Annotated in this window: 18 protein-coding genes; 10 read left to right on the forward strand and 8 right to left on the reverse strand. The window is 46.7% G+C overall.

Features of this window, described 5'->3' with window-relative positions:
- Positions 1-23 precede the first annotated feature (23 nt).
- The 3 genes from odhB (at position 24) to sucD (ending at position 3,451) form a co-directional block, all read left to right on the forward strand.
- Positions 24-1,229, forward strand: coding sequence for a 2-oxoglutarate dehydrogenase complex dihydrolipoyllysine-residue succinyltransferase (gene odhB, locus L4C42_RS17890; RefSeq protein WP_429761519.1), 1,206 nt, complete (start codon positions 24-26; stop codon positions 1,227-1,229).
- Between the two features lie 183 nt (positions 1,230-1,412).
- Positions 1,413-2,579 carry an ADP-forming succinate--CoA ligase subunit beta gene (gene sucC, locus L4C42_RS17895; RefSeq protein ID WP_429761521.1) on the forward strand — a complete coding sequence of 389 codons (1,167 nt, stop codon included), beginning with the start codon at positions 1,413-1,415 and terminating at the stop codon, positions 2,577-2,579.
- Positions 2,579-3,451 carry a succinate--CoA ligase subunit alpha gene (sucD, locus tag L4C42_RS17900; RefSeq protein ID WP_042476406.1) on the forward strand — a complete coding sequence of 291 codons (873 nt, stop codon included), beginning with the start codon at positions 2,579-2,581 and terminating at the stop codon, positions 3,449-3,451. The genes sucC and sucD overlap by 1 nt, the downstream gene beginning before the upstream one ends.
- A 104-nt stretch (positions 3,452-3,555) precedes the next feature.
- Here sucD and znuB read toward each other — a convergent pair whose 3' ends face one another.
- Both znuB and znuC read right to left on the reverse strand, forming a co-directional pair.
- Positions 3,556-4,341 carry a zinc ABC transporter permease subunit ZnuB gene (znuB, locus tag L4C42_RS17905; protein ID WP_418641694.1) on the reverse strand — a complete coding sequence of 262 codons (786 nt, stop codon included), beginning with the start codon at positions 4,339-4,341 and terminating at the stop codon, positions 3,556-3,558.
- A complete protein-coding gene (gene znuC, locus L4C42_RS17910) occupies positions 4,334-5,122 on the reverse strand; it encodes a zinc ABC transporter ATP-binding protein ZnuC (protein WP_418641693.1) in 789 nt (262 codons plus the stop codon). The genes znuB and znuC overlap by 8 nt, the downstream gene beginning before the upstream one ends.
- Before the next feature lie 79 nt (positions 5,123-5,201).
- Here znuC and znuA point away from each other — a divergent pair, with 79 nt between their 5' ends.
- A complete protein-coding gene (znuA, locus tag L4C42_RS17915; protein WP_353498028.1) occupies positions 5,202-6,086 on the forward strand; it encodes a zinc ABC transporter substrate-binding protein ZnuA in 885 nt (294 codons plus the stop codon).
- Positions 6,087-6,395: 309 nt separating this feature from the next.
- A complete protein-coding gene (locus L4C42_RS17920) occupies positions 6,396-9,734 on the forward strand; it encodes a helix-turn-helix domain-containing protein (RefSeq protein WP_353498029.1) in 3,339 nt (1,112 codons plus the stop codon).
- A 9-nt stretch (positions 9,735-9,743) separates the two neighbouring features.
- Here the strand turns inward: L4C42_RS17920 and L4C42_RS17925 are convergent, their stop codons facing one another.
- From L4C42_RS17925 to L4C42_RS17935, 3 genes are read right to left on the reverse strand one after another with little or no spacing between them, the layout of a single operon-like run.
- On the reverse strand, positions 9,744-10,721 hold the full coding sequence (locus L4C42_RS17925) for a 5-oxoprolinase subunit C family protein (protein ID WP_429761525.1): 978 nt from the start codon (positions 10,719-10,721) through the stop codon (positions 9,744-9,746).
- 2 nt (positions 10,722-10,723) lie between these two features.
- On the reverse strand, positions 10,724-11,401 hold the full coding sequence (pxpB, locus tag L4C42_RS17930) for a 5-oxoprolinase subunit PxpB (RefSeq protein WP_429761527.1): 678 nt from the start codon (positions 11,399-11,401) through the stop codon (positions 10,724-10,726).
- Positions 11,398-12,153, reverse strand: a complete 756-nt coding sequence (locus tag L4C42_RS17935) for a 5-oxoprolinase subunit PxpA (protein WP_429761529.1) — start codon at positions 12,151-12,153, stop codon at positions 11,398-11,400. The genes pxpB and L4C42_RS17935 overlap by 4 nt, the downstream gene beginning before the upstream one ends.
- 650 nt (positions 12,154-12,803) lie before the next feature.
- Here L4C42_RS17935 and L4C42_RS17940 point away from each other — a divergent pair.
- The 3 genes from L4C42_RS17940 to L4C42_RS17950 are packed head-to-tail and all read left to right on the forward strand — an operon-like array spanning position 12,804 to position 15,528.
- The gene (locus L4C42_RS17940; protein WP_112480466.1) at positions 12,804-13,031 is read left to right on the forward strand and encodes a FeoA family protein; all 228 of its coding nucleotides are present in this window, start codon (positions 12,804-12,806) and stop codon (positions 13,029-13,031) included.
- Complete coding sequence (gene feoB / locus L4C42_RS17945) at positions 13,031-15,301, forward strand: Fe(2+) transporter permease subunit FeoB (protein WP_429761531.1); 2,271 nt, start codon at positions 13,031-13,033, stop codon at positions 15,299-15,301. Before L4C42_RS17940 ends, feoB begins: the two co-directional genes overlap by 1 nt.
- Positions 15,298-15,528 carry a FeoC-like transcriptional regulator gene (locus L4C42_RS17950; protein ID WP_353498034.1) on the forward strand — a complete coding sequence of 77 codons (231 nt, stop codon included), beginning with the start codon at positions 15,298-15,300 and terminating at the stop codon, positions 15,526-15,528. Before feoB ends, L4C42_RS17950 begins: the two co-directional genes overlap by 4 nt.
- Before the next feature lie 80 nt (positions 15,529-15,608).
- Here L4C42_RS17950 and L4C42_RS17955 read toward each other — a convergent pair whose 3' ends face one another.
- Positions 15,609-16,037: an HIT domain-containing protein gene (locus L4C42_RS17955; RefSeq protein WP_429761534.1), complete on the reverse strand. Its 429-nt coding sequence runs from the start codon at positions 16,035-16,037 to the stop codon at positions 15,609-15,611.
- Positions 16,038-16,121: 84 nt separating this feature from the next.
- Entirely contained in the window at positions 16,122-17,855 is a 1,734-nt protein-coding gene (argS, locus tag L4C42_RS17960; protein ID WP_353498036.1) for an arginine--tRNA ligase, read from the reverse strand.
- Positions 17,856-18,030: 175 nt separating this feature from the next.
- Here argS and L4C42_RS17965 point away from each other — a divergent pair, with 175 nt between their 5' ends.
- Positions 18,031-18,627, forward strand: coding sequence for a VOC family protein (locus tag L4C42_RS17965; RefSeq protein ID WP_353498037.1), 597 nt, complete (start codon positions 18,031-18,033; stop codon positions 18,625-18,627).
- Positions 18,628-18,770: 143 nt separating this feature from the next.
- Entirely contained in the window at positions 18,771-19,586 is an 816-nt protein-coding gene (locus tag L4C42_RS17970; protein WP_353498038.1) for a hypothetical protein, read from the forward strand.
- A gap of 69 nt (positions 19,587-19,655) precedes the next feature.
- Here L4C42_RS17970 and purU read toward each other — a convergent pair whose 3' ends face one another.
- Positions 19,656-20,489, reverse strand: coding sequence for a formyltetrahydrofolate deformylase (gene purU, locus L4C42_RS17975; protein WP_042500926.1), 834 nt, complete (start codon positions 20,487-20,489; stop codon positions 19,656-19,658).
- Positions 20,490-20,736 lie beyond the last annotated feature (247 nt).

The following is a 20,736-nucleotide window of genomic DNA, read 5'->3' on the forward strand; positions in this document are numbered from 1 at the left end:
GAAGAAAAAAGGAAGAAACAGATATGACTATTGAAATTCTGGTTCCAGACTTACCTGAATCAGTTGCAGACGCGACCGTCGCAACGTGGCACAAGAAACCAGGCGAAGCGGTAGCGCGTGATGAAGTTATCGTTGATATCGAAACCGATAAAGTTGTTCTTGAAGTCCCGGCGCCAGAGGCCGGCGTTCTTGAAGAGATTGTCGAAGAAGAAGGTGCGACAGTACTGTCTAAGCAGTTGATTGCTAAGATTAAGCCAGGAGCTGTTGCTGGTGAACCGACTACGGATACCACGGAATCTACAGAAGCATCACCAGACAAGCGCCACAAAGCTGCGCTAACGGAAGAGTCGAACGACGCTCTTAGCCCAGCGGTTCGCCGTTTGCTGGCTGAGAACGATCTTCAGGCATCAGACGTGAAAGGCACTGGCGTTGGCGGTCGAATCACTCGTGAAGACATCGAAGCGCACCTAGCAGCAGCGAAAGCAGCACCACAAGTAGAAGCACAGGCGCCTGTTGCTCCAGTATCGGCTCGCAGCCAGAAACGTGTGCCAATGACTCGTCTACGTAAGCGTGTTGCTGAGCGTCTACTTGAAGCGAAGAACAGCACAGCGATGCTAACGACGTTTAACGAAGTGAACATGAAACCAATCATGGATCTTCGTAAGCAATACAAAGACCAGTTCGAAGAGCGTCATGGTATTCGCCTTGGTTTCATGTCTTTCTATGTGAAAGCAGTAACCGAAGCGCTAAAACGCTACCCAGAAGTGAACGCGTCTATCGATGGCGATGAAATCGTTTATCACAACTACTTTGATATCAGCATGGCGGTATCTACGCCGCGTGGCCTTGTGACACCAGTACTAAAAGACTGTGACTCTCTAGGTTTTGCTGACGTCGAGAAAGGCATTAAAGAGCTGGCGATCAAAGGTCGTGACGGCAAGCTAACCGTTGAAGAGCTGACAGGTGGTAACTTCACCATCACTAATGGCGGTGTGTTTGGTTCATTGATGTCTACGCCAATCATTAACCCACCACAAGCGGCTATTTTGGGTATGCATAAAATCCAAGAGCGTCCAATGGCGGTTGATGGCAAAGTAGAAATCCTACCTATGATGTACCTAGCGCTATCTTATGACCACCGTTTGATCGATGGTCGTGAGTCAGTAGGTTTCTTGGTAACTATCAAGGAACTACTGGAAGATCCAGCACGCTTGCTACTTGATGTGTAACCAAGCGTTGTTTTTTGTTTTGGATGTATAGACGTCCAAAATAAATGGAGCTAGACTAGCTCAACGTCTAGCTCCTTAGTAAGCCCACAAGAGGCGACTCTAACGAGTACTCCTACAGACGTACCGACATTCGGTATATGGAAATAAAAAATCCCTCAGGGATATAACAAATGGAATCGCACAATGAATTTGCATGAATATCAAGCCAAACAGCTGTTTGCAGAATTCGGATTGCCTGTACCAGAAGGCTACGCATGTGACACCCCACAGGAAGCGTTCGAAGCTGCTGGTCGTATCAGTACTGAAAAGAAAGTAGTTAAATGTCAGGTTCACGCTGGTGGCCGCGGTAAAGCGGGCGGCGTGGAACTTCACGACACCAAAGACGGTGTTAAAGAATTTGCTCAGAAGTGGCTAGGTAAAAATCTAGTGACTTACCAAACAGATGCGAATGGTCAACCAGTGACTAAAATCCTAGTTGAGGAAGCATCTAACATCGCTAATGAGCTGTACCTTGGTGCAGTGGTTGACCGCGCAACACGTCGTATCGTGTTTATGGCATCAACAGAAGGCGGTGTTGAAATTGAAAAAGTTGCGGAAGAGACACCGGAACTGATTCATAAAGCGGCGATCGATCCGCTCGTTGGCCCACAGGCTTACCAAGGCCGTGAGCTTGCGTTCAAACTTGGTCTTGAAGGCGACCAAATCAAGCAGTTTGTAAAAATCTTTATGGGTCTAGGCAATATGTTTGCTCAGTACGACCTTGCACTGCTAGAGATTAACCCATTGGTTATCACAGGCGAAGGCAACCTTCTATGTCTTGATGGCAAGATCAACATCGATTCAAATGCACTTTACCGTCAGCCTAAACTTCGTGAAATGCACGATCCTTCGCAAGAAGATGAGCGTGAAGCGCACGCGGCTCAGTGGGAGCTTAACTATGTAGCACTTGATGGTAGCATCGGCTGTATGGTCAACGGTGCAGGCCTTGCAATGGGTACCATGGACATCGTAAACCTACACGGCGGTCAACCTGCTAACTTCCTAGATGTAGGTGGCGGCGCGACCAAAGAGCGTGTGACAGAAGCGTTTAAGATCATCCTATCTGACAGCAACGTGAAAGCGGTTCTGGTTAACATCTTCGGCGGAATCGTACGTTGTGACCTAATCGCAGACGGCATCATTGGTGCAGTTGAAGAAGTGGGTGTTGAAGTTCCAGTAGTGGTTCGTCTAGAAGGTAACAATGCACCTCTAGGCTCACAAAAACTCGCGGAAAGTGGTCTAAATATCATTGCTGCAAGCTCGCTAACAGAAGCAGCGGAAAAAGTAGTTGCTGCAGCGGAGGGCAAATAATGTCTGTACTAATTAATAAAGATACAAAAGTTATCTGCCAAGGCTTCACTGGTGGTCAAGGTACGTTCCACTCAGAGCAAGCGATCGCTTACGGCACACAAATGGTCGGTGGTGTTTCTCCTGGTAAAGGTGGTCAAACGCACCTAGGTTTACCGGTATTCAACACTGTACGCGAAGCTGTTGAAGTGACGGGTGCAACAGCGTCAGTTATCTATGTACCAGCGCCTTTCTGTAAAGATGCAATCTTGGAAGCGATTGATGCGGGTATCAAACTTATTGTGACTATCACAGAAGGCATTCCAACGCTTGATCTTCTAGACGTGAAAGTGCGCCTAGACGAAGCGGGTGTTGTGATGATTGGTCCAAACTGTCCAGGCGTTATCACTCCTGATGAGTGTAAGATTGGTATCATGCCAGGTCATATCCACAAGAAAGGTAAAGTGGGTATCGTATCTCGCTCTGGTACGCTTACGTATGAAGCGGTTAAGCAGACAACAGACGAAGGTTTTGGTCAGTCGACGTGTGTCGGTATTGGTGGTGACCCAATCCCAGGTTCAAACTTCATCGATATCCTGAAGCTGTTCGAACAAGATCCAGAGACGGAAGCTATCGTTATGATCGGTGAGATCGGCGGTACAGCGGAAGAAGAAGCGGCGGCGTTTATCAAAGAAAACGTCACTAAGCCAGTTGTCTCTTACATTGCAGGTGTTACAGCGCCTCCAGGTAAGCGTATGGGTCACGCTGGTGCGATTATCTCTGGCGGTAAAGGTACAGCGGAAGACAAGTTCGCTGCGCTTGAAGCTGCAGGTGTTAAGACGGTTAAGAGCCTTGCTGATATCGGTAAAGGTCTAAGAGAAATTACCGGTTGGTAATGACTCACATTAGCTCTAGGTTTTAAATAGAGTTAAAAACAAAATTAAAAAAGCTCCGGTCTTACGATCGGAGCTTTTTGTTTGTGCTTATGAAGTTTTTAGGCTTAGTCTCTTGAGGGAACAAGCTGGGCCAGTAAGAAAAAGCCAGCAGCGCTAATGACCACCGATGGTCCCGCTGGTGTGTCATAAAACCAAGAGAGGCTGAGTCCGCAGAATACTGACACGATACCAATCGCTGAGGCTGTGAAGGCCATTTGCTCTGGAGTAGCCGTGAACTTACGAGCCGTGGCCGCCGGAATGATAAGTAATGACGTCATAATCAGCGCGCCGACAAACTTCATGCCGATGGCGATGACCAGACCGACCATCAGCATGATGACCAAACGCATAAGGTCGACATTCACGCCTTCTACAGCCGCTAGGTCTTCATTTACCGTCGTTGAGAGTAGTGGTCGCCAAAACACGAACAGCAAAGCGCCGATCAGAGTCACACCAGCATAGATGTAAATCAGATCGGTTGGAGAGACGGCGAGCAAATCACCAAACAAATAGCTCATTAAGTCAACTCGGACGTTATCGAGGAAACTGACGGCAACCAAACCTAATGACAGTGCACTATGCGCCAGGATGCCGAGCAGTGTGTCTGTGGCCACGAGCTGCTGCTTTTGTAGCGTGACCAGAATGACAGCCAATGCCATACAACAGATGACGAGAGCTAGGTATAGGTTGATATCAAACAAGAAGCCGAGCGCAAGCCCCATTAACGAAGCATGGGCGAGCGTATCACCAAAATAGGCCATTCTGCGCCAAACAACGAATGAGCCAAGTGGGCCAGCAATCAGAGCGATTCCAATGCCCGCGATAATGGATGGAAGCAAAAACTCAATCATGATGCGAGTGCCCATGTTTATGGTGTGAACATTGTGAAGCACTGCCTTCTACAGGGTCGCCTGCTAAATCATGATGGTGATGCACGTGCTGATGTTGATAGAAAGCCAGTGTTTCTTGAGTCGCACTGCCAAACAACGCTACATAAGATGGATGACGGCTTACCGTTTGTGGCGTACCTTGACAGCAAATATGATGGTGAAGACAAATCACATTGTCTGATTTGGCCATGACGAGATGCAAGTCGTGGGATACCATAAATACCGCACAGTTGAATCGATGTCTAAGTGTATCGATAAGTTCATACAGATCGATTTGGCCTTGAACATCCACCCCTTGTGCTGGCTCGTCGAGTACCAGAATATCAGGGCGATGTAGTAGAGCACGTGCTAGGAGTATTCGTTGGGTTTCCCCGCCGGATAATTGATGCATGTTACTCGAGATTAGATGCTCTGCACCGACAAGTTTCAGCGCGTCTAATCGCTCTTGAACACTGTATTTTCCTGCAAGTGCAAGAAAGCGCTCAACGTTTAGGGGCAAGGAATCGTTAAGTTTAAGTTTTTGCGGTACATAGCCAATTTTGAGCTTGCTAGCGCGGCGAATCGTGCCTTTATAGCGCTTCTGTAACCCAAGAATGACTTTGACTAAGGTTGATTTACCAGCACCATTAGGACCGATGAGGGTTAAAATTTCCCCTCGGCTAATGGTTAAGCTAATGTTATCTAGAACCTTTCGTTTACTGAACTCGACAGAGACTTGGTCGAGTGTAATCAGTTCGGACATGAATAGAACTCATTTGCAATTACGTCTTGTTATAATGTAACATTCTGAGCTATTGCAAGCCAGAAGGATTTTAAGCCCTATGTATCGTTACATTCCAGTTGTAGCACTTACTTCACTGCTTTCGTTTCAAGCACAAGCACTGCAAGTGCTAAATAGTATAAAGCCTTTTGAGATGATCTCCCATGAGTTGATCATCGAAGGGCAGTCTACCTCGTCGATTCTCAACGCGAACGCATCACCTCACGACTACGCACTTAAGCCCTCGGACGTAAAGAAAATTCGCAGTAGCGACATCGTGGTGTGGTTTGGACACGATCTAGAAAGCTTTTTAGCCAAGTCTGTCGAAGGCAATCCGAACTCACTCGAAATACAAGATCTGGATGGAGTGTCATTGAGGGAGTTTGGTGAGGATGGGGATGAGCATGGTCACGAAGGTCATGACCACGGTAGTTTTGACTCTCATGTTTGGCTTGGTCCAGAGCAAAGTCGTCAAGTTGCGCGTGCTATATCAGCCAAGCTTCAAGCGATTGATCCAGACAATCAAGCTGCGTACCAAGACAAGCTGGCCGCTTTCGAGCGCACCTTAGATAGAACCATTGAAGAGATCCACGTTAAGCTTGAGCCAATACAAGACCAAGGCTATTACGTGTTCCATGACGCTTATGGCTACTATGAAGAATTCTTTAAGATGAACAACCTTGGCCACTTTACTGTCAGCCCAGAACGTAAACCAGGTGCGAAAACGTTAATTTCCATTAAAACCACATTACGTGAACAACAAGTAAAATGTGTTTTTGCCGAACCACAATTCACACCAGCCGTAGTGAACTCGGTGATCCGAGGTACTGGCACAAAAGTTGGACAACTTGATCCACTAGGTAGTGATATTCCGGTTGAAGATGGTAGCTACTTTGTATTCCTAAAGTCGATGGCAAATAGCTTTAGTAGCTGTCTAGCACAGTAGCTATCAGCTAAGCAAAACTCGGTATGAACAACAAGATTTATATGTGTTCAACTGAGTTTTGCCTGTGATCGATGAGCCATTTAGATGGATCTTGTTACCTTTTTTCTTTCATAACCCACACAAATCCAGTAAATTTACGATATTTATCGATGCAAATTAACTGGGCTCCTTTTGATACTCTCTGCTTCCTTATCACGCTGTTTAGTTTTTGCTGTTGGCCATAAAGCGACCAGCATGTGCTCACGCGTGCGTAAGATACTGAGTTGTGTCCCGTTATTATTCGCGTTATCGCTGCTGCTCGCTCCACAAATGAGCGTTAGTAAACCACTGCCGCCAGTATTCTATCCGCTGTCACTGCAAGCTAATGGCCAGTTTCTAGCGGCTAAGCAATTGTTTCCTGGTGTGGAAGGTGGACTCTGGTCTATCGATGTACACAATCGTGTCCGTTTTTATGACGGTACCCGATTTATTGAGCTCGATAACTTGGCGTTTGACAACAACGACGTGACTTTTTTTCGAGGACAGTTTTGGTATGCCAAAGCAAATAAACTGTTTTCTCGGCAGCCACTTGGTCAGGTCAATCAAGTCTTTACCACTAAATTAACTGAGCATATTCAATCACTGGGTCATGGTGGGGAATATGTCTGGTTCTCAACCGATAATCAGGTTTACCTTGGCAATGAACATCCATCTAGGTTTGAAATTATCTCAATGGATGAGTTTGAGCGTTTCTACGGTGGAGTTGGGGTGAACATTACGGCTGCGATAGAAACTCGCGGCGCGTGGTACATCGGTACCAATGTTGGCTTATATCGATGGCAATATGGTGAGTTAGATTATGTCGGCAACGTCCATCGGGGAGCCGTCTCTACATTGTTGCTTGAACCAGAATCGAATCGCTTGGTGATTGGGTATCATTCTGGCGTCGAGGTTTTCCCTCTCGATGAGCCAATGCAGCGTACTTTCTTCCCGCTTGGTCAACACGTCCTATCATTGGAAAGCACAGCCAGCCATTTTTGGGTTGGTACAGAGCAAGGCTTATACTGGCTTGAGCGAGATACCCTTGATCTTGAGCAGGTTGAGTTCAACCCTCACGACGAGTTTGGTCTAGCTGGCGACAAGATCTATGCCTTAGTCGCTGATGGCACTTTGGGAATGTGGATTGCCACCAACAATGGTGTTCGCTACTTCTCAGAATACGGCAAGTTGTTTGAGCGCATCTCGGTGTCAATTGACGAAAACCTCAATCGCCTTGAACCTAAACTCGAAGTCATGGAAAACCCACTTGGAGGGTACTGGGTTATCACCAGTAGCGCACTCTATGTCGTCGATGAAGAGGGTGAGTCCGCGATGATTTACTGGGGTAAGGTCTCATCGTTGGCACAGCGTGAACAGCATCTGTGGATAGCGACGAAGAGGGGGTTAATGCACCTTGATCTCGATGCTTATCAAATTACAGCTTTGAGACAAAAGATAGATAATATGCCCGCGCAAGTGGAGCATATTTCGCTTGGCAGCGGCGATACGCTTTGGCTCAATGATGGCCTACGCTTACTCAGCTTTAATGTTGAAACCGAGCGAGTCAATGATTATGGTGATGACTGGATAGTAAGTGAACACTTACCTGCGAAGGTTACTGAAATTTATGCATTGAGCGATAGTAAGGCGCTCGTTGGAACTGACCACGGCCTGTATATCATAGATGAAGGGCTTAGTCGTTATATCGGCGCTAGCGCACCATTTGGTAGCGTCACAGAGTTAGTAGCGGATGAACACCGAATTTGGGCCGCCAGCAGCTATGGCGCTTTTTTGTACGAAGATCAGAAACAGACCTTTACAAGACTAGAACTGTTCCAAGATAGCACCCGCCCTGTGTGTGTAACTCAAAGCGATGGGATTTTCTGGTTGGTCAGCTCTGCCGGTCTTACTGCTTATACAGGAACAGGAGAGATCGTCAGGCACTTGGGTGCTCCATATGGAGTGATTAGCAATGAGTTCATCAATGGTAGCTGCGCTTATAGTGAGCAGAGTGGTTCCATTGTGATTGGCTCGCGTTACGGCATTGTAGAGTTCGATCCGAAACGCATTCTCGATAACCCAGTACCGACACCTAGTGTATTAATATCTCAAGTGTCGGTGAGTAACACTGCTCGCCACCTTGGGGACGTTCAAGACGCCATTCCTAATGTTGGATATGGGGATTCGGTGGCGATTCAATTCAGCTTATGGCCATCAGCGCAAGGACACAGTCTTGTTTATCGAACCGGTGATGGTGACTGGCAAGATATGCAGGGTTTTCAACTTAATATTGATAAACCATCGCCGGGGCTACACAGCATAGAAGTAGCTGTGAAAGGGAATACGAGTTCTGAGTCGAGTGTTCAGTTTAGTTACCAGGTCAGCACCCCATGGTTTATGACGGGGATGTTTTACCTGTTAATGGCGCTGAGCAGCCTAGTCTTAGTCGGGGCGGTGATTTATTGGCGTTCTCGACGCATTCGCTTTATGAACCGCGCCCTTAAAACACAGGTCGCATTAAAGACTGAGCAGTTACAACATCAAAGTCGTGTGTTAGTCGGTAATAACCAGCAGTTGCGTAAAGCGTTTAAAATTCGTCAGCAACTGATTCAAGAGCTGGTAGAACAAGCAGCACAGCACAGTGCCAACTTTAAACTTGAATCCTTATCTAGCTTAAATTCAACGTCTGCTAGTAATTTTGATGGTTTAGATAATGTCAAAGCCATCTTTGATGAGCAAAGCTCCTATCCGTTGGTATGTTCAGTATCGAGTGTGCTCAATTTTACCGTCGATGCGTGGCGAAAAGAGCTCGATAGTTACGGGATCAAAGTAGAATTAAAGATGCTGGCAAGCAGTGACAACGTGGTGTTGGATACCTGCAATCTAGACATCATCTTCAACTCAATTGTTGCCAATGCACTGCGTAGAATGGTGCGTGGACAAGTGATCAACATTACCGTGGATGATGATGGTAGTAAGTTGAATGTGACGTTTGAGGACAATGGATTGCCGTTGCCGAACTTTAACTCGCAAAGCGCTACTGGGGCATTCGATGTGAAAGAAAGTCAGCTCGATTTTAGCCCTTCGAGCCTGCCATCCCATATTCATCGCTCTGGTGGTGAGCTTCAGCCGGTTGAGCGTGGAAACACAAACCGCCTAACCCTGCGTTGGATGCTATCGATTCAGCAGTTGCCCGCTAACTTGTCTTCACATTCAACTAAGTCGTCTTTGGAAACCGAAAGACCATTGATGAGCCTAGTGACTGAAAAAGAGATGCATGAAGTTAAGCCGGATAAGCATGAACAATGGAAACGGCAAGTTACTCAGCTGGTGGCCGAGCAGTATCATGATGCTGAATTTAGCACCGCCTCAGCAGCCAAAGCGTTGTTCATCTCCGAGAGAAGCTTCCAAAGGCGCTTCAAATCTCAATTTGAGCGAACCTTTACAGACTATCTGACCGATGTCCGCATGGAGAAAGCTTGCGAGATGCTTCTGCAAGGCGAAAAAGTCTCTGAAGTGGCTTTTGCTTGTGGTTTCAACGATCCGTCCTATTTCTCTCAACGTTTCAAAGTCTATTTTGGTGTCCCACCATCTAAGTTTGCCATGATGGACATGACCGAAGGCGACTAGTCGCCAATTCTAAAGATCAAAGTATCGATAGAATGCCTGTTGCTTCAAACGTTCGAGAGGCAAGGTGCTGAGTTTAAAGCGAAGCTTCTCTCCTGGTCTTAGCTGCGCTGCTTTAGCTAAATCACGAAAGGCAATCACGCCTAGTTTCTGATAGCCACCTAGGGTTTGGTGATCGCTAAGCATAATAATGGGGTTACCATCTGGCGGTATTTGCACCGAGCCGGATAGGATCCCCTCAGAGATTAATGAAGGTAGAGTTTGAGTGAGTCGAGCGGTTTCACTGTCGCTGGATTTTAGCCTTATCCCCATTCGGTTGCTCTGCGCAGACACGGTATAGATTTGGCTTAGTAGCAATTCTCTAAGTGCTTTATCAAAGTGCTGGAACTGAAAACAAGGGAGTAAGTGCAAGGTTCTTACTCCGGCATAGCTTGGGATCGCACTTCTGGGGATAGGTTGCGGATTTTTGTGCTGAAGATCGTTTAGGTGACCAGGCAAGTTAGAGTTGACGGCTAAGCTGTCGCCGCAAGCGAGAGGTTGTCCAGAGTTTAAACCTCCTACGCCGTCGCGCTCCACTGTCGAACTACTGCCTAGGAAAGGCTCTATCGCAAAGCCGCCTGATACGGATAGGTAGCTTCGACAGCCGCTGCGAGGCACTTTCAGATGCAGCTCTTGTCCCTTTTTTAAGCCAAAAGGGCGCCAACTTTGAACGTGCTTGGCGACAATGCGTTGTGGCGAATGGACTTCCGCGAGACAATCTGCGCCAGTGAGTACCAAGGTTAAGTCTTGGTTGGCACGAAACTTAATCCGGCCTAGAACGATCTCTAGACTGGTCGCCGTCATTGGATTACCCAGTAACTTTTGTCCCCAACAGTGCGCATGCCAATCGGCGGCGCCGCCTTGTGTTAGTCCATAATGAGAGGCATTAGGACGACCCAAATCTTGCGTAGTGACGTGGTGTCCGGCGTTGATCACGACAAGTGCGCTCATTGCTACCCTCCTAAGCTTAAGAATGTGCGGTGGTCAATCGGCTCGAACCGCACTTTGTCACCAATGTTTAGTAACGATTGTTCTGGCGAGATCTTGTCAAATAAAGTTAGCGGGCAGTTACCTATGATTTGCCAGCCTCCAGGGGTATCACTGGGGTAAACAGCCGTTTGGTTGTTGGCAATACCGACACTGCCTTTGCGTACTCGAGTTCGTGGCGTTTGATGCCTTGGCATGTGCAGTGCTTTAGGCAGCTCTGCAAGAAAGGCAAAACCAGGGGTAAAACCAATCGCACAAACGGTATAGGTTGAGCTGCTATGCAGTGTTATGACCTCGTCGACGCTAAGAGAGCAATGCCGAGCAAGTGACTCCAAATCAGGGGCTACCTTGGGAGCGTAATAAGTCGGAAGGGTTTTTATATCCACACTGCTTGGCGGCGGCTTGTCAGCAAGATTAAGGTTTTGAATATAGTGGGTAAGTGCCTCTGCTGAACAATATATAGGGTGAAACTCAATCAAGAGGCTCGTGTAGGAGGGGGTGCAGTTGACCAGTGCTCCGGCAAAGGCTTGTTTTATCATGGCTGTGTACTGCCCAATGATAAAAGGTAAATCAAGGTCTATCTTGTGACCAAACTCAAGCAGAATGGCCGATTCACCCACAGGGGATATTAGAGGCTTGTTCACTGTTTACCTCCACCTACTGCTATGGCGCTATCGATTCGGATACGCAGCGCCTTTGCCACATCAATTGACGCTTGGTTGTCACCGTGAACGCATAGGGTGTCAATGGTAAGAGTTACCGATTTTCCATCGAGGGTTTTAATTGGCGCACGGGCAATAAACGCATCGGCTTGAGTTAAAATCTGATCCTGCTGATGCAGGACAGCGTTGTCCATGCTTCTCGGTGCCAGCTGGCCTGAGTTTAGGTAACTGCGGTCAGCAAAACCTTCAAAGATGACTGAAACTCCCTTGCCTGCCGCTAGCGCTTGATACTGTTGATGCTCTCTGGTTGCCAAGATCATTAGAGGTAAACTGAGCGATTGTGCTGCAGACAATAGGGCATTATAAATCTCAGGCGAGGACATCATATCGTTATAGAGCGCGCCATGAGGTTTAATGTAAGTTACTTTCCCTCCTTGATGCTCGGCTATCGCTTTAAGCGCCCCTACCTGATAAAGGACTAATTGGGTAACCGTGTTGCTCTCCATTGCCATAGAACGACGGCCAAATCCTTGTAAGTCGGGATAGCCTGGATGTGCGCCAATGGTGACCTTGTGTTTCAGACACAATGCGACGGTTTTGGACATGTGTTCAGGATCTGACGCGTGGAAGCCACAAGCGATATTTGCCATATCCAGCAGTGGGATGAGCGTTGCATCACTGCCCATGTTCCAATGGCCAAAACTTTCACCAACATCCCCATTTAACGTCAACATAAAACCACTTCCTTTTCTGTATTGAACAGCACCAGCCGGTTACTTAGGAATAAATTATGTCGTTAGGGGGAGCGATTTACAATTTGTGAAAAGAGGATTTGTGAGCCGAAAAGTTGTCAGTAAAGAATTTATGGAAAGAGTGATTAGAGCAGGGAAATAATAAGCAGAAAATATACTGGGCAGTTTGTCGCAGGCAAAAAAAATCGCGGCATAGCCGGGGGACCATACCGCGGGTGTCAATGACACCTTCGCTTGCTGCCGGAGTGATATGGTCGCCCACATCACCTCTGGAATTTCGATTAACAGGAGCAGGTTGCTCTGTTGGAATTAACTATAAGTAATTCGACTTAATTTCCTTATAAAAATAACGGCAACTTACCATGAAGATCGCGCCATTTTATAGATAGTGTAATAAGTTGTTGTATTTTAATGTTTTTATATTTATTCAGATTCCATTTATGTCATTGTTTTGTCACCAAGATAGCGTTTTGGTCGACGTTTTGACGTAATTGACGGACATATTTTGACAAATAATACGTTTGCAATCCGGTTTAAATTGACATAGCGCAATGCGGAAAATAAGGTTACGCCTTTAGAATTACTGTTAATGTTAATATTTCTCATTACCAATCATAGTTTGGGTGAATAAGATGAAGCTTGCTGATTTGAACATCGGAAGCAGTGGAAAGATCACTGCGTTGACAGGACTATCGAATGATGTCCGTAAAAAATTGATGGTAATGGGGTTATTGCCGAATACAGAAGTAACAGTGATTCGACGTGCCCCAATGGGCGATCCATTGCAAATTGAAGTGCGTGGTGTTTCGCTGGCTGTTCGCCAAGCTATTGCACAATCAATCGAAGTGGAGCCTGCATAATGAACTACACCATTCTTACTGTAGGTAATCCCAACAGCGGTAAAACAACCTTGTTCAATGGGTTAACCGGTGCCAAACAGCAAGTGGGTAACTGGGCGGGTGTGACCGTTGAAAAGAAAACGGGTCAATACAGTCATGCTGGTGATCATTTCGAGTTGACTGACTTGCCAGGAATTTACGCGCTTGATAGCGGTAACGATGGCAACAGTATCGATGAATCCATAGCATCGCGAGCCGTTCTTACTCACCCAGCAGATCTGATTATCAATGTGGTCGATGCAACGAGTCTAGAGCGCAGCCTTTATATGACCCTTCAGCTTCGCGAGCTTGGCCGTCCTATGGTGGTTGTGCTCAACAAGATGGATGCGCTAAAAAGAGAGCGTATTAAGCTAGACATTGCAGGGCTTGAGAAAGCGCTTGGCTGTCCTGTGATGACACTATCAGCCACTGACAAAGATCAGGTTCGTGCGCTAAAAGAGCGTTTGCATAAAACTGTCGTTCAAGGGCTGACCCTCGACGCACTGAGCATCAATTATGGCGCGGAGATGGAGCAGGCGATTGCTCAAGTAGAACCTATCTTTGCTTCAGAATCAGTAAGCCCACGTGCGCTGGCTATTCGCGGCCTAGAAAATGACGTAATGGTGCTTAATGCACTATCGTCAGAGCAAAGAGATGAAATCGTGCTAGCGGGCAATCAAACTGGTGTGGATATTGACCTGCAAGTTGCTGACACCAAATATACCTATCTACATGAGCAGTGTAAGAAACTGCGTCGCAGTGAAGGTAAGCTGAGCCGTAGCTTCACGGAAAAAGTCGATGGCTTTATTCTGAATAAGTATGTTGGCGTTCCTTTTTTCTTCGTGGTCATGTATCTCATGTTCATGTTCTCTATCAACATAGGTAGTGCTTTCATCGATTTCTTTGATATCGGTGTCGGTGCCCTGCTGGTTGATGGTGGACACTACCTTCTTGATGACCATTTACCGGTTTGGTTAGTGACGCTTATTGCTGATGGCGTTGGCGGCGGTATCCAAACGGTAGCGACTTTCATTCCTGTGATCGCTGCACTGTATTTATTCCTAGCGGTACTAGAGAGTTCTGGCTACATGTCACGCGCTGCGTTTGTGCTTGATAAGGTGATGCAAAAAATCGGCCTTCCGGGTAAAGCGTTTGTACCGCTTGTACTTGGCTTCGGTTGTAACGTGCCTTCTATCATGGCGACACGTACGCTAGACCAAGAGCGTGAGCGTAAACTCGCCGCATCTATGGCGCCGTTTATGTCATGTGGCGCTAGACTTCCGGTTTACGCGCTGTTTGCTGCGGCGTTTTTCCCAGACAGTGGCCAAAATGTGGTATTCGCGCTTTACCTACTCGGTATTGTTGCGGCTGTTTTCACAGGTTTAGTGCTTAAGCACACCATCTACCCAGGTTCGAGTGATAGTCTAGTGATGGAGATGCCTGACTATGAATTGCCGACATTCCAAAACGTGATGATCAAAACATGGCAAAAGCTAAAGCGCTTTGTATTGGGCGCAGGTAAAACCATTGTTTTGGTAGTGACAATCCTAAGTTTCCTAAACTCAGTAGGTACTGATGGCTCATTTGGTAACGAAGACAGCGAAAACTCCGTTCTATCGAAAGCGGCTCAAGTGGTGACACCAGTGTTTGCCCCTATGGGTGTGCAGCAAGATAACTGGCCTGCAACTGTTGGTATTATTACCGGTATTTTTGCGAAAGAAGCAGTGGTTGGTACGCTAAATAGTCTTTACACCTCAAGCGAAGGTGAAGAGGGTGAGTACGATCTATTTGCTAGCTTGCAGGAAGCCGTCGAGTCTATTCCAGCAAACCTGGCAGACCTTAGCTACTCAGATCCGCTAGGTGTCGATGTCGGTGACCTGTCGGATTCATCTGCAGTGGCAGAAGATCAAGAAGTTGATAGCTCTATCTTTGGTAACTTAAAAGGCTATTTTGTTACGAGCAATGCCGCGTTTGCTTACCTCATCTTCATCTTGCTGTACACGCCATGTGTGGCAGCGATGGGTGCCTACGTTAAAGAGTTTGGTCAAAAGTACGCACGCTTTATAGCGGTATGGACTATGGGGCTAGCTTACGGTGGCGCGACGCTATACTACCAAGTGACTCACTTCGCTCTGCATCCAATGACCAGCGCAGCGTGGATTGTCGCTATCTTGGCCATTTGTGCCATCGTCTGGAAGCTGCTTAAAAGCCAAGGCAAGAAGCAGACCGAGCTGGAGATCCAAGTGGTATGATTCTGTCCCAGCTGAAAGCACACATTGAAGAAGACCCAGGCGTAAGTCGTCAGGATTTGGCAAAGCAGTTTGCTCTTAGTGAGGATGGTGTGGATGCGATGCTTGCGGTCTGGATTCGAAAAGGAAAGCTTTCAAGGACGGAAGACTGTGATAAGAAAGGACAGGTGGTTCGTGTAAGGTATCATGTGAATCAGGCAGATGGCCTCTCTTTGAGCGTAACCATGTAGTCTCAAAAACAATGTAATAGCAAAAAGCTCCGACACTGTCGGAGCTTTTTATTGGGCGAGACTTACGTACACCTGAACCGTTATGCTTTTGCGAATAGTTCACTATTCAAAAGTTGTGCTTGGATGCGTTCAGCCAAACTTAGCTGTTCGTCATCGCTGCGATACTCACCTTTTGCATTCCCCCAAAGCGGCCCTGGCCACGCCAAGTCATTTTTGTACCTTACAATATGGTGAACATGCAGTTGCGGCACCATATTTCCCAGTGCGCCGAAATTGAGCTTGTCTGGAGTAAACAGTGTCTCCAATGCTAGGTTTACCACTTCCGACTCAATTAAGAATTGTTGCTGCTCTTGCATTGGTAGGTGGTGCAGTTCGGTTAGATCGGCTTTTTTCGGGACAAGGATAACCCAAGGCACGGAGTCGTCGCGGTGCAGTAGTGCCAAACTCAATGGAAACTCACCAAGTAGGGTAGTGTCTTTTTTTAGTTGTGGGTGCAGTTCAAAGCTCATTGCGGTTGCTCACATCAAAAGGGATACAAAAAAGGCGAGTTGCTTACGCATCTCGCCTTCTATTATGAACTGTAATTCAACAAATTACATTCTTTCTAGTGTCTCGATACCCAGTAGATCAAGACCTTGTTTGATAGTCTTAGCAGTCAGTGCAGCAAGACGTAGACGGCTTTGCTTCACAGCTTCGTCTTCTGCAACTAGGATTGGGCACGCTTCGTAGAAGCTAGAGAATTGCCCTGCTAGTTCGAACAGGTAGCTACACATGATGTGAGGCTGACCTTCACGAGCCACTGACTCAACCGCTTCTTCAAATTGTAGAAGCTTAGCTACCAGTGCTTTCTCTTTTTCTTCAGTGATCTTGATGTCGCCAGTAAGCGCATCCATAGAGACACCAGCTTTAGCAAATACAGACGCAACACGCGTGTAAGCGTACTGCATGTATGGTGCGGTGTTACCTTCGAACGCAAGCATGTTGTCCCAGTCGAACACGTAGTCTGTGGTACGGTGCTTAGAAAGGTCTGCGTATTTAACCGCTGCCATTGCAACCGTGTTCGCAATGTTTGCTTTCTCTTCGCTAGCAAGTTCAGGGTTCTTCGATTCGATAAGCGCGTTTGCACGCTCGATAGCTTCATCTAGAAGATCCGCAAGACGAACAGTGCCGCCAGCACGTGTCTTGAATGGACGACCATCTTTACCCAGCATCATGCCAAATGCATGGTGCTCAAGTGTCGTTGATTCTGGCACATAGCCTGCTTTGCGAACGATAGTCCACGCTTGCTGTAAGTGCTGGTGCTGACGTGAATCGATGAAGTAAAGTACGCGATCCGCGCCTAGTTGCTCGTAACGGTACTTAGCACATGCGATATCAGTAGTGGTGTATAGGAAGCCGCCATCGCGTTTTTGGATGATAACGCCCATTGGCTCACCATCTTTGTTTTTGTATTCATCAAGGAATACTACTTGTGCGCCGTCATCTTCAACCGCTAGGCCTTTTTCTTGAAGATCTTTTACGATAGCTGGAAGCATGTCGTTGTACATACTCTCGCCCATAACGTCTTCGCGAGTCAGAGAAACGTTTAGACGGTCGTAGTTGCGCTGGTTTTGAATCATAGTGATATCAACCAGTTTCTTCCACATCTCTGCGCAGAACTCATCACCGCTTTGCAGCTTAACTACGTAGTTACGAGCGCGTACTGCGAATTCTTCGTCTTCATCGTAAAGCTTTTTCGATTCACGGTAGAAGGCTTCTAGGTCAGAAAGCTCCATTGAAACTTCACCAGACTCTTTTTGAACGCGCTCTAGGTTTGCGATAAGCATACCGAACTGAGTACCCCAGTCACCGATGTGGTTAGCACGAACAACCTTGTGGCCAAGGAACTCTAGAGTGCGAACAACTGCATCACCGATGATGGTTGAACGAAGGTGACCAACGTGCATTTCTTTAGCAACGTTTGGAGCCGAGTAGTCAGCAACGATAGTTTGTTGCTCTTGTGTCGCAACACCTAGACGAGCATCTGCAAGCGCTTCGTCAGCTTGCTTAGCTAGAAACTCTTCGCTTAGAAAGATGTTGATAAAACCAGGACCTGCAATTTCAGTTTTGCTAGCAATTCCATCTAGGTCCAAAACGTCCAGAACTTTTTGCGCGAATTCTCGTGGATTAGTGCCCAACTTCTTAGCAACGCCCATTACACCGTTTGCTTGGTAGTCACCAAACTGTGGTTTTGCAGATTGGCGAACAGCCGCAGGACTGCCTGCAGGTGCGCCAGCGGCTTCGAGAGCCTGAGATACTTTGTCGTTGATCAGTGCTTGGATATTCACACGCATTTCCTTCAAAACTTGGCTTCAATTCTTGGAATTGGATTTAATCTAGTAAATTGGCGCACATAATAGCAACTTTAGCGCCGCTCACCTAGGGGGAAAGTTTGTATTTTTTCTGATTCTAGCTCAATCCTGCTACTATTTAGCGTTTGATGACCAAAGTGAGCACAAAAAAATGCAACAAACCCTGATAGAAAAAGGTCTAGTGCCTTCTGTGATGTTGAATAAAATCGATGATTTTCTAGATAATATTCAGGCTTTATGCAGCCTATTAGCTATCGATTTATCTGCTTATCAAGCCGATCACATTGCGCTACGTATCAACGATGGTGAGTTGGCAAAAGCTGCGCATCACGCATGGCTCGACTACGGCAAAGTGATCTCTGAGGCGCAAATTAATGGCCGCCCGATTATTGTATTGGAATTCGACAACCCTATTACAAGTCATGGCTGGTCGATCGAGTGTTTGGAGTTGCCGTACCCTGCCATTGGCAAAACACATCCAGTTGAAGATTGGGAGCATGTTGAGTTTGTGGTGCCATCTGAGGCGCAGACAGCAGACGCATTTTTGCAAGACTTGTATGCGAAGTTTCCTGAATTTGGAAGCCAGCTAGAGAAGGCAAAAGCGCAAGGTGTGAAAGTGAAATTATCGAGCCCGAAAGGCGAAGGGGAGCGATTGGCTAACCCAACAGTTGCACTTAAATTCAATGGTATATGTATCAAGCTACATCCACACAGCTTGAAAAACATCGTGGCTTCTGAGCAAGAGTAATGACTTTTCTGAGCCTTACACTACGCTGATAAATCATGACATGATTGGTTGAAGTTTAAACACATCTGTGACGGCCTGATACCGATGAGCACGCATTAGCAAGCTACACTGAATAGAGTATTCAGTGGTGAAGGAAGCGACGCGTGCTGCAAAGGAAACTTATTCGTTCATTTTTATTAGGTTCAGCATGGCTATTGCTACTTAGCTTAACTAGCAATAGCCATGCTGAGGCGTTTGATTTTGATAATGCCCCCTGTGAGCGCAGCGCCGCTCGAACGGTTTCCAATGATCATCTAGAACTCAATCTTAATTTCTGTAATCAGCTAATACGCCATAATGGCAAAAAGAGTAAGTGGACGGATGAACGCATTGCCCCTTACCTGTCTGCAGCGAATCGCTGGCTAGAGGTGATCGTTGCTGTGGATGATCTCGAGCAGCACACTCTAGACATTAATTTTCATGTAGTCCCAATGGATAACGCCAATGGGATGGCCGGGCCCGAGGCGGAGATTGACGTCAATTGGCGGTTAATTCCCACCGAAGGTTCGGTGTTTATTGGTAGCCATACGTATCAGCCGGGGTTTGATCCTGTTGAGTTCAACGCCAATATTCTGCACGAAATGGGACATGTATTTGGCATTGGTGCCTATTCCATGGACTACACGCGCCGAGACAGCCAGCTTGGAAACCTGTTTATGGTGCGTGATAGTCAAGCCGTCAAACGTTTCAATGAGCAGTATAAAGCCAGTTTCCGTGAACTTCCTATCAGCGATGATGGAGGACATCTCTATGATTCTAAAGGCAGTGAGGACGAAAAACGTTACGATAAGAATGGGCAGCCTGTGCCGAACATGAGTCAAGAACTCATGGCCAACGGCACCCTAATTGGGCCTGTGACTTTGGGGATGCTGGACGACTTAGGCTATCAGGTGGACTATTCCAAAGGCGACTCTTACTAGCAGTGGACAAAAAAAAGCCGCTCTCATTTTATTGAGGGCGGCTTTTTTGAATCATGACAAGGTAACTCGTTATAAGATAACCGTCTTGTTGCCGTAGACGAACACGTGATCGTTAATCACTTTGTTTAGCGCTTTCGACAATACGTTTTTCTCAACGTCACGACCTGCTTGCGCCATATCGGCTGCACTAAAGTTGTGATCTACTGGGATCACGTCCTGCTTGATGATTGGTCCTTCGTCTAGATCGTTTGTCACAAAGTGTGCCGTTGCACCAATGATTTTAACGCCGCGGTCATAGGCTTGCTGATAAGGTTTCGCGCCGATAAAGGCTGGCAAGAAACTGTGGTGAATATTGATGATCTTATGGTGATACTTTTCAACAAAGGTCGGAGTAAGTACACGCATGTATTTGGCAAGCACTAGATAGTCAGCATCGTATTGATCGATGGCTTCGAGCATTTTCGCTTCATGCTCTTCGCGGCTAAGACCTTCGTGAGAGACGCAGTGGTATGGGATATCAAACTTCTCTGTTAAGCCTTGAAGAATGTCATAGTTACCAATGACAGCGGCAATGTCGACATCTAAGCTGCCATCAAAGTTCTTCATTAAGATATCACCAAGGCAATGTGCTTCTTTGGTGACGAGAATAACGACGCGTTTACGAGATGAATCAACAAGCTTGCGCTTGGTGCCTTCTGGAAGCGCGTGGTCTAGGTCAGCAAGGAAGGTCTCATCGTTGAAGTAGCCCTCAAGCTCAGTGCGCATAAAGAAATGGCCACTGGTATTATCCACAAACTCATTGTTGTGAATAATATTGAGCTGGTGCTTGTAACAGATGTTGGTGATCTTTGAGATCAGGCCAGGTGCATCACTGCAATGCGTGAGAAGGGTTTTCTTTTCCATGATTTACTGCTTCCGTGAAAATATTGTTGTTACCTCGATACGAGCGACTCATTAGCGATTCAAACGCTTGTTGCGGACACAAACATTGAGTTGTGTAGGGCTCATATAAGGATTTAATTTGGGTGCGATCTATGAAGGTTGTACGCAATCTAACCGACATTATTAATCTATTCTGAGTAAGGTTTCAACAAAAGAAGTGACCTAAACAGGATTGTTATCGGGTGCAAGAAGACATTTTGCTTTTCAG

Origin of the sequence: Vibrio wakamikoensis (assembly GCF_050337275.1) — a bacterium.
Classification (GTDB): domain Bacteria; phylum Pseudomonadota; class Gammaproteobacteria; order Enterobacterales; family Vibrionaceae; genus Vibrio; species Vibrio chaetopteri.

Bases quoted from the DNA above. Each gene is read 5' to 3' on its own strand.
- L4C42_RS17940 (WP_112480466.1), top strand. From the start codon at position 12,804: ATGAAGCTTGCTGATTTGAACATCGGAAGCAGTGGAAAGATCACTGCG.
- L4C42_RS17920 (WP_353498029.1), top strand. From the start codon at position 6,396: ATGAGCGTTAGTAAACCACTGCCGCCAGTATTCTATCCGCTGTCACTG.
- znuC (WP_418641693.1), bottom strand. From the start codon at position 5,122: ATGTCCGAACTGATTACACTCGACCAAGTCTCTGTCGAGTTCAGTAAA.
- L4C42_RS17950 (WP_353498034.1), top strand. From the start codon at position 15,298: ATGATTCTGTCCCAGCTGAAAGCACACATTGAAGAAGACCCAGGCGTA.
- L4C42_RS17925 (WP_429761525.1), bottom strand. From the start codon at position 10,721: ATGAGCGCACTTGTCGTGATCAACGCCGGACACCACGTCACTACGCAA.
- L4C42_RS17955 (WP_429761534.1), bottom strand. From the start codon at position 16,037: ATGAGCTTTGAACTGCACCCACAACTAAAAAAAGACACTACCCTACTT.
- znuB (WP_418641694.1), bottom strand. From the start codon at position 4,341: ATGATTGAGTTTTTGCTTCCATCCATTATCGCGGGCATTGGAATCGCT.
- feoB (WP_429761531.1), top strand. From the start codon at position 13,031: ATGAACTACACCATTCTTACTGTAGGTAATCCCAACAGCGGTAAAACA.
- purU (WP_042500926.1), bottom strand. From the start codon at position 20,489: ATGGAAAAGAAAACCCTTCTCACGCATTGCAGTGATGCACCTGGCCTG.
- sucC (WP_429761521.1), top strand. From the start codon at position 1,413: ATGAATTTGCATGAATATCAAGCCAAACAGCTGTTTGCAGAATTCGGA.
- L4C42_RS17965 (WP_353498037.1), top strand. From the start codon at position 18,031: ATGCAACAAACCCTGATAGAAAAAGGTCTAGTGCCTTCTGTGATGTTG.
- sucD (WP_042476406.1), top strand. From the start codon at position 2,579: ATGTCTGTACTAATTAATAAAGATACAAAAGTTATCTGCCAAGGCTTC.
- odhB (WP_429761519.1), top strand. From the start codon at position 24: ATGACTATTGAAATTCTGGTTCCAGACTTACCTGAATCAGTTGCAGAC.
- L4C42_RS17935 (WP_429761529.1), bottom strand. From the start codon at position 12,153: ATGTTGACGTTAAATGGGGATGTTGGTGAAAGTTTTGGCCATTGGAAC.
- znuA (WP_353498028.1), top strand. From the start codon at position 5,202: ATGTATCGTTACATTCCAGTTGTAGCACTTACTTCACTGCTTTCGTTT.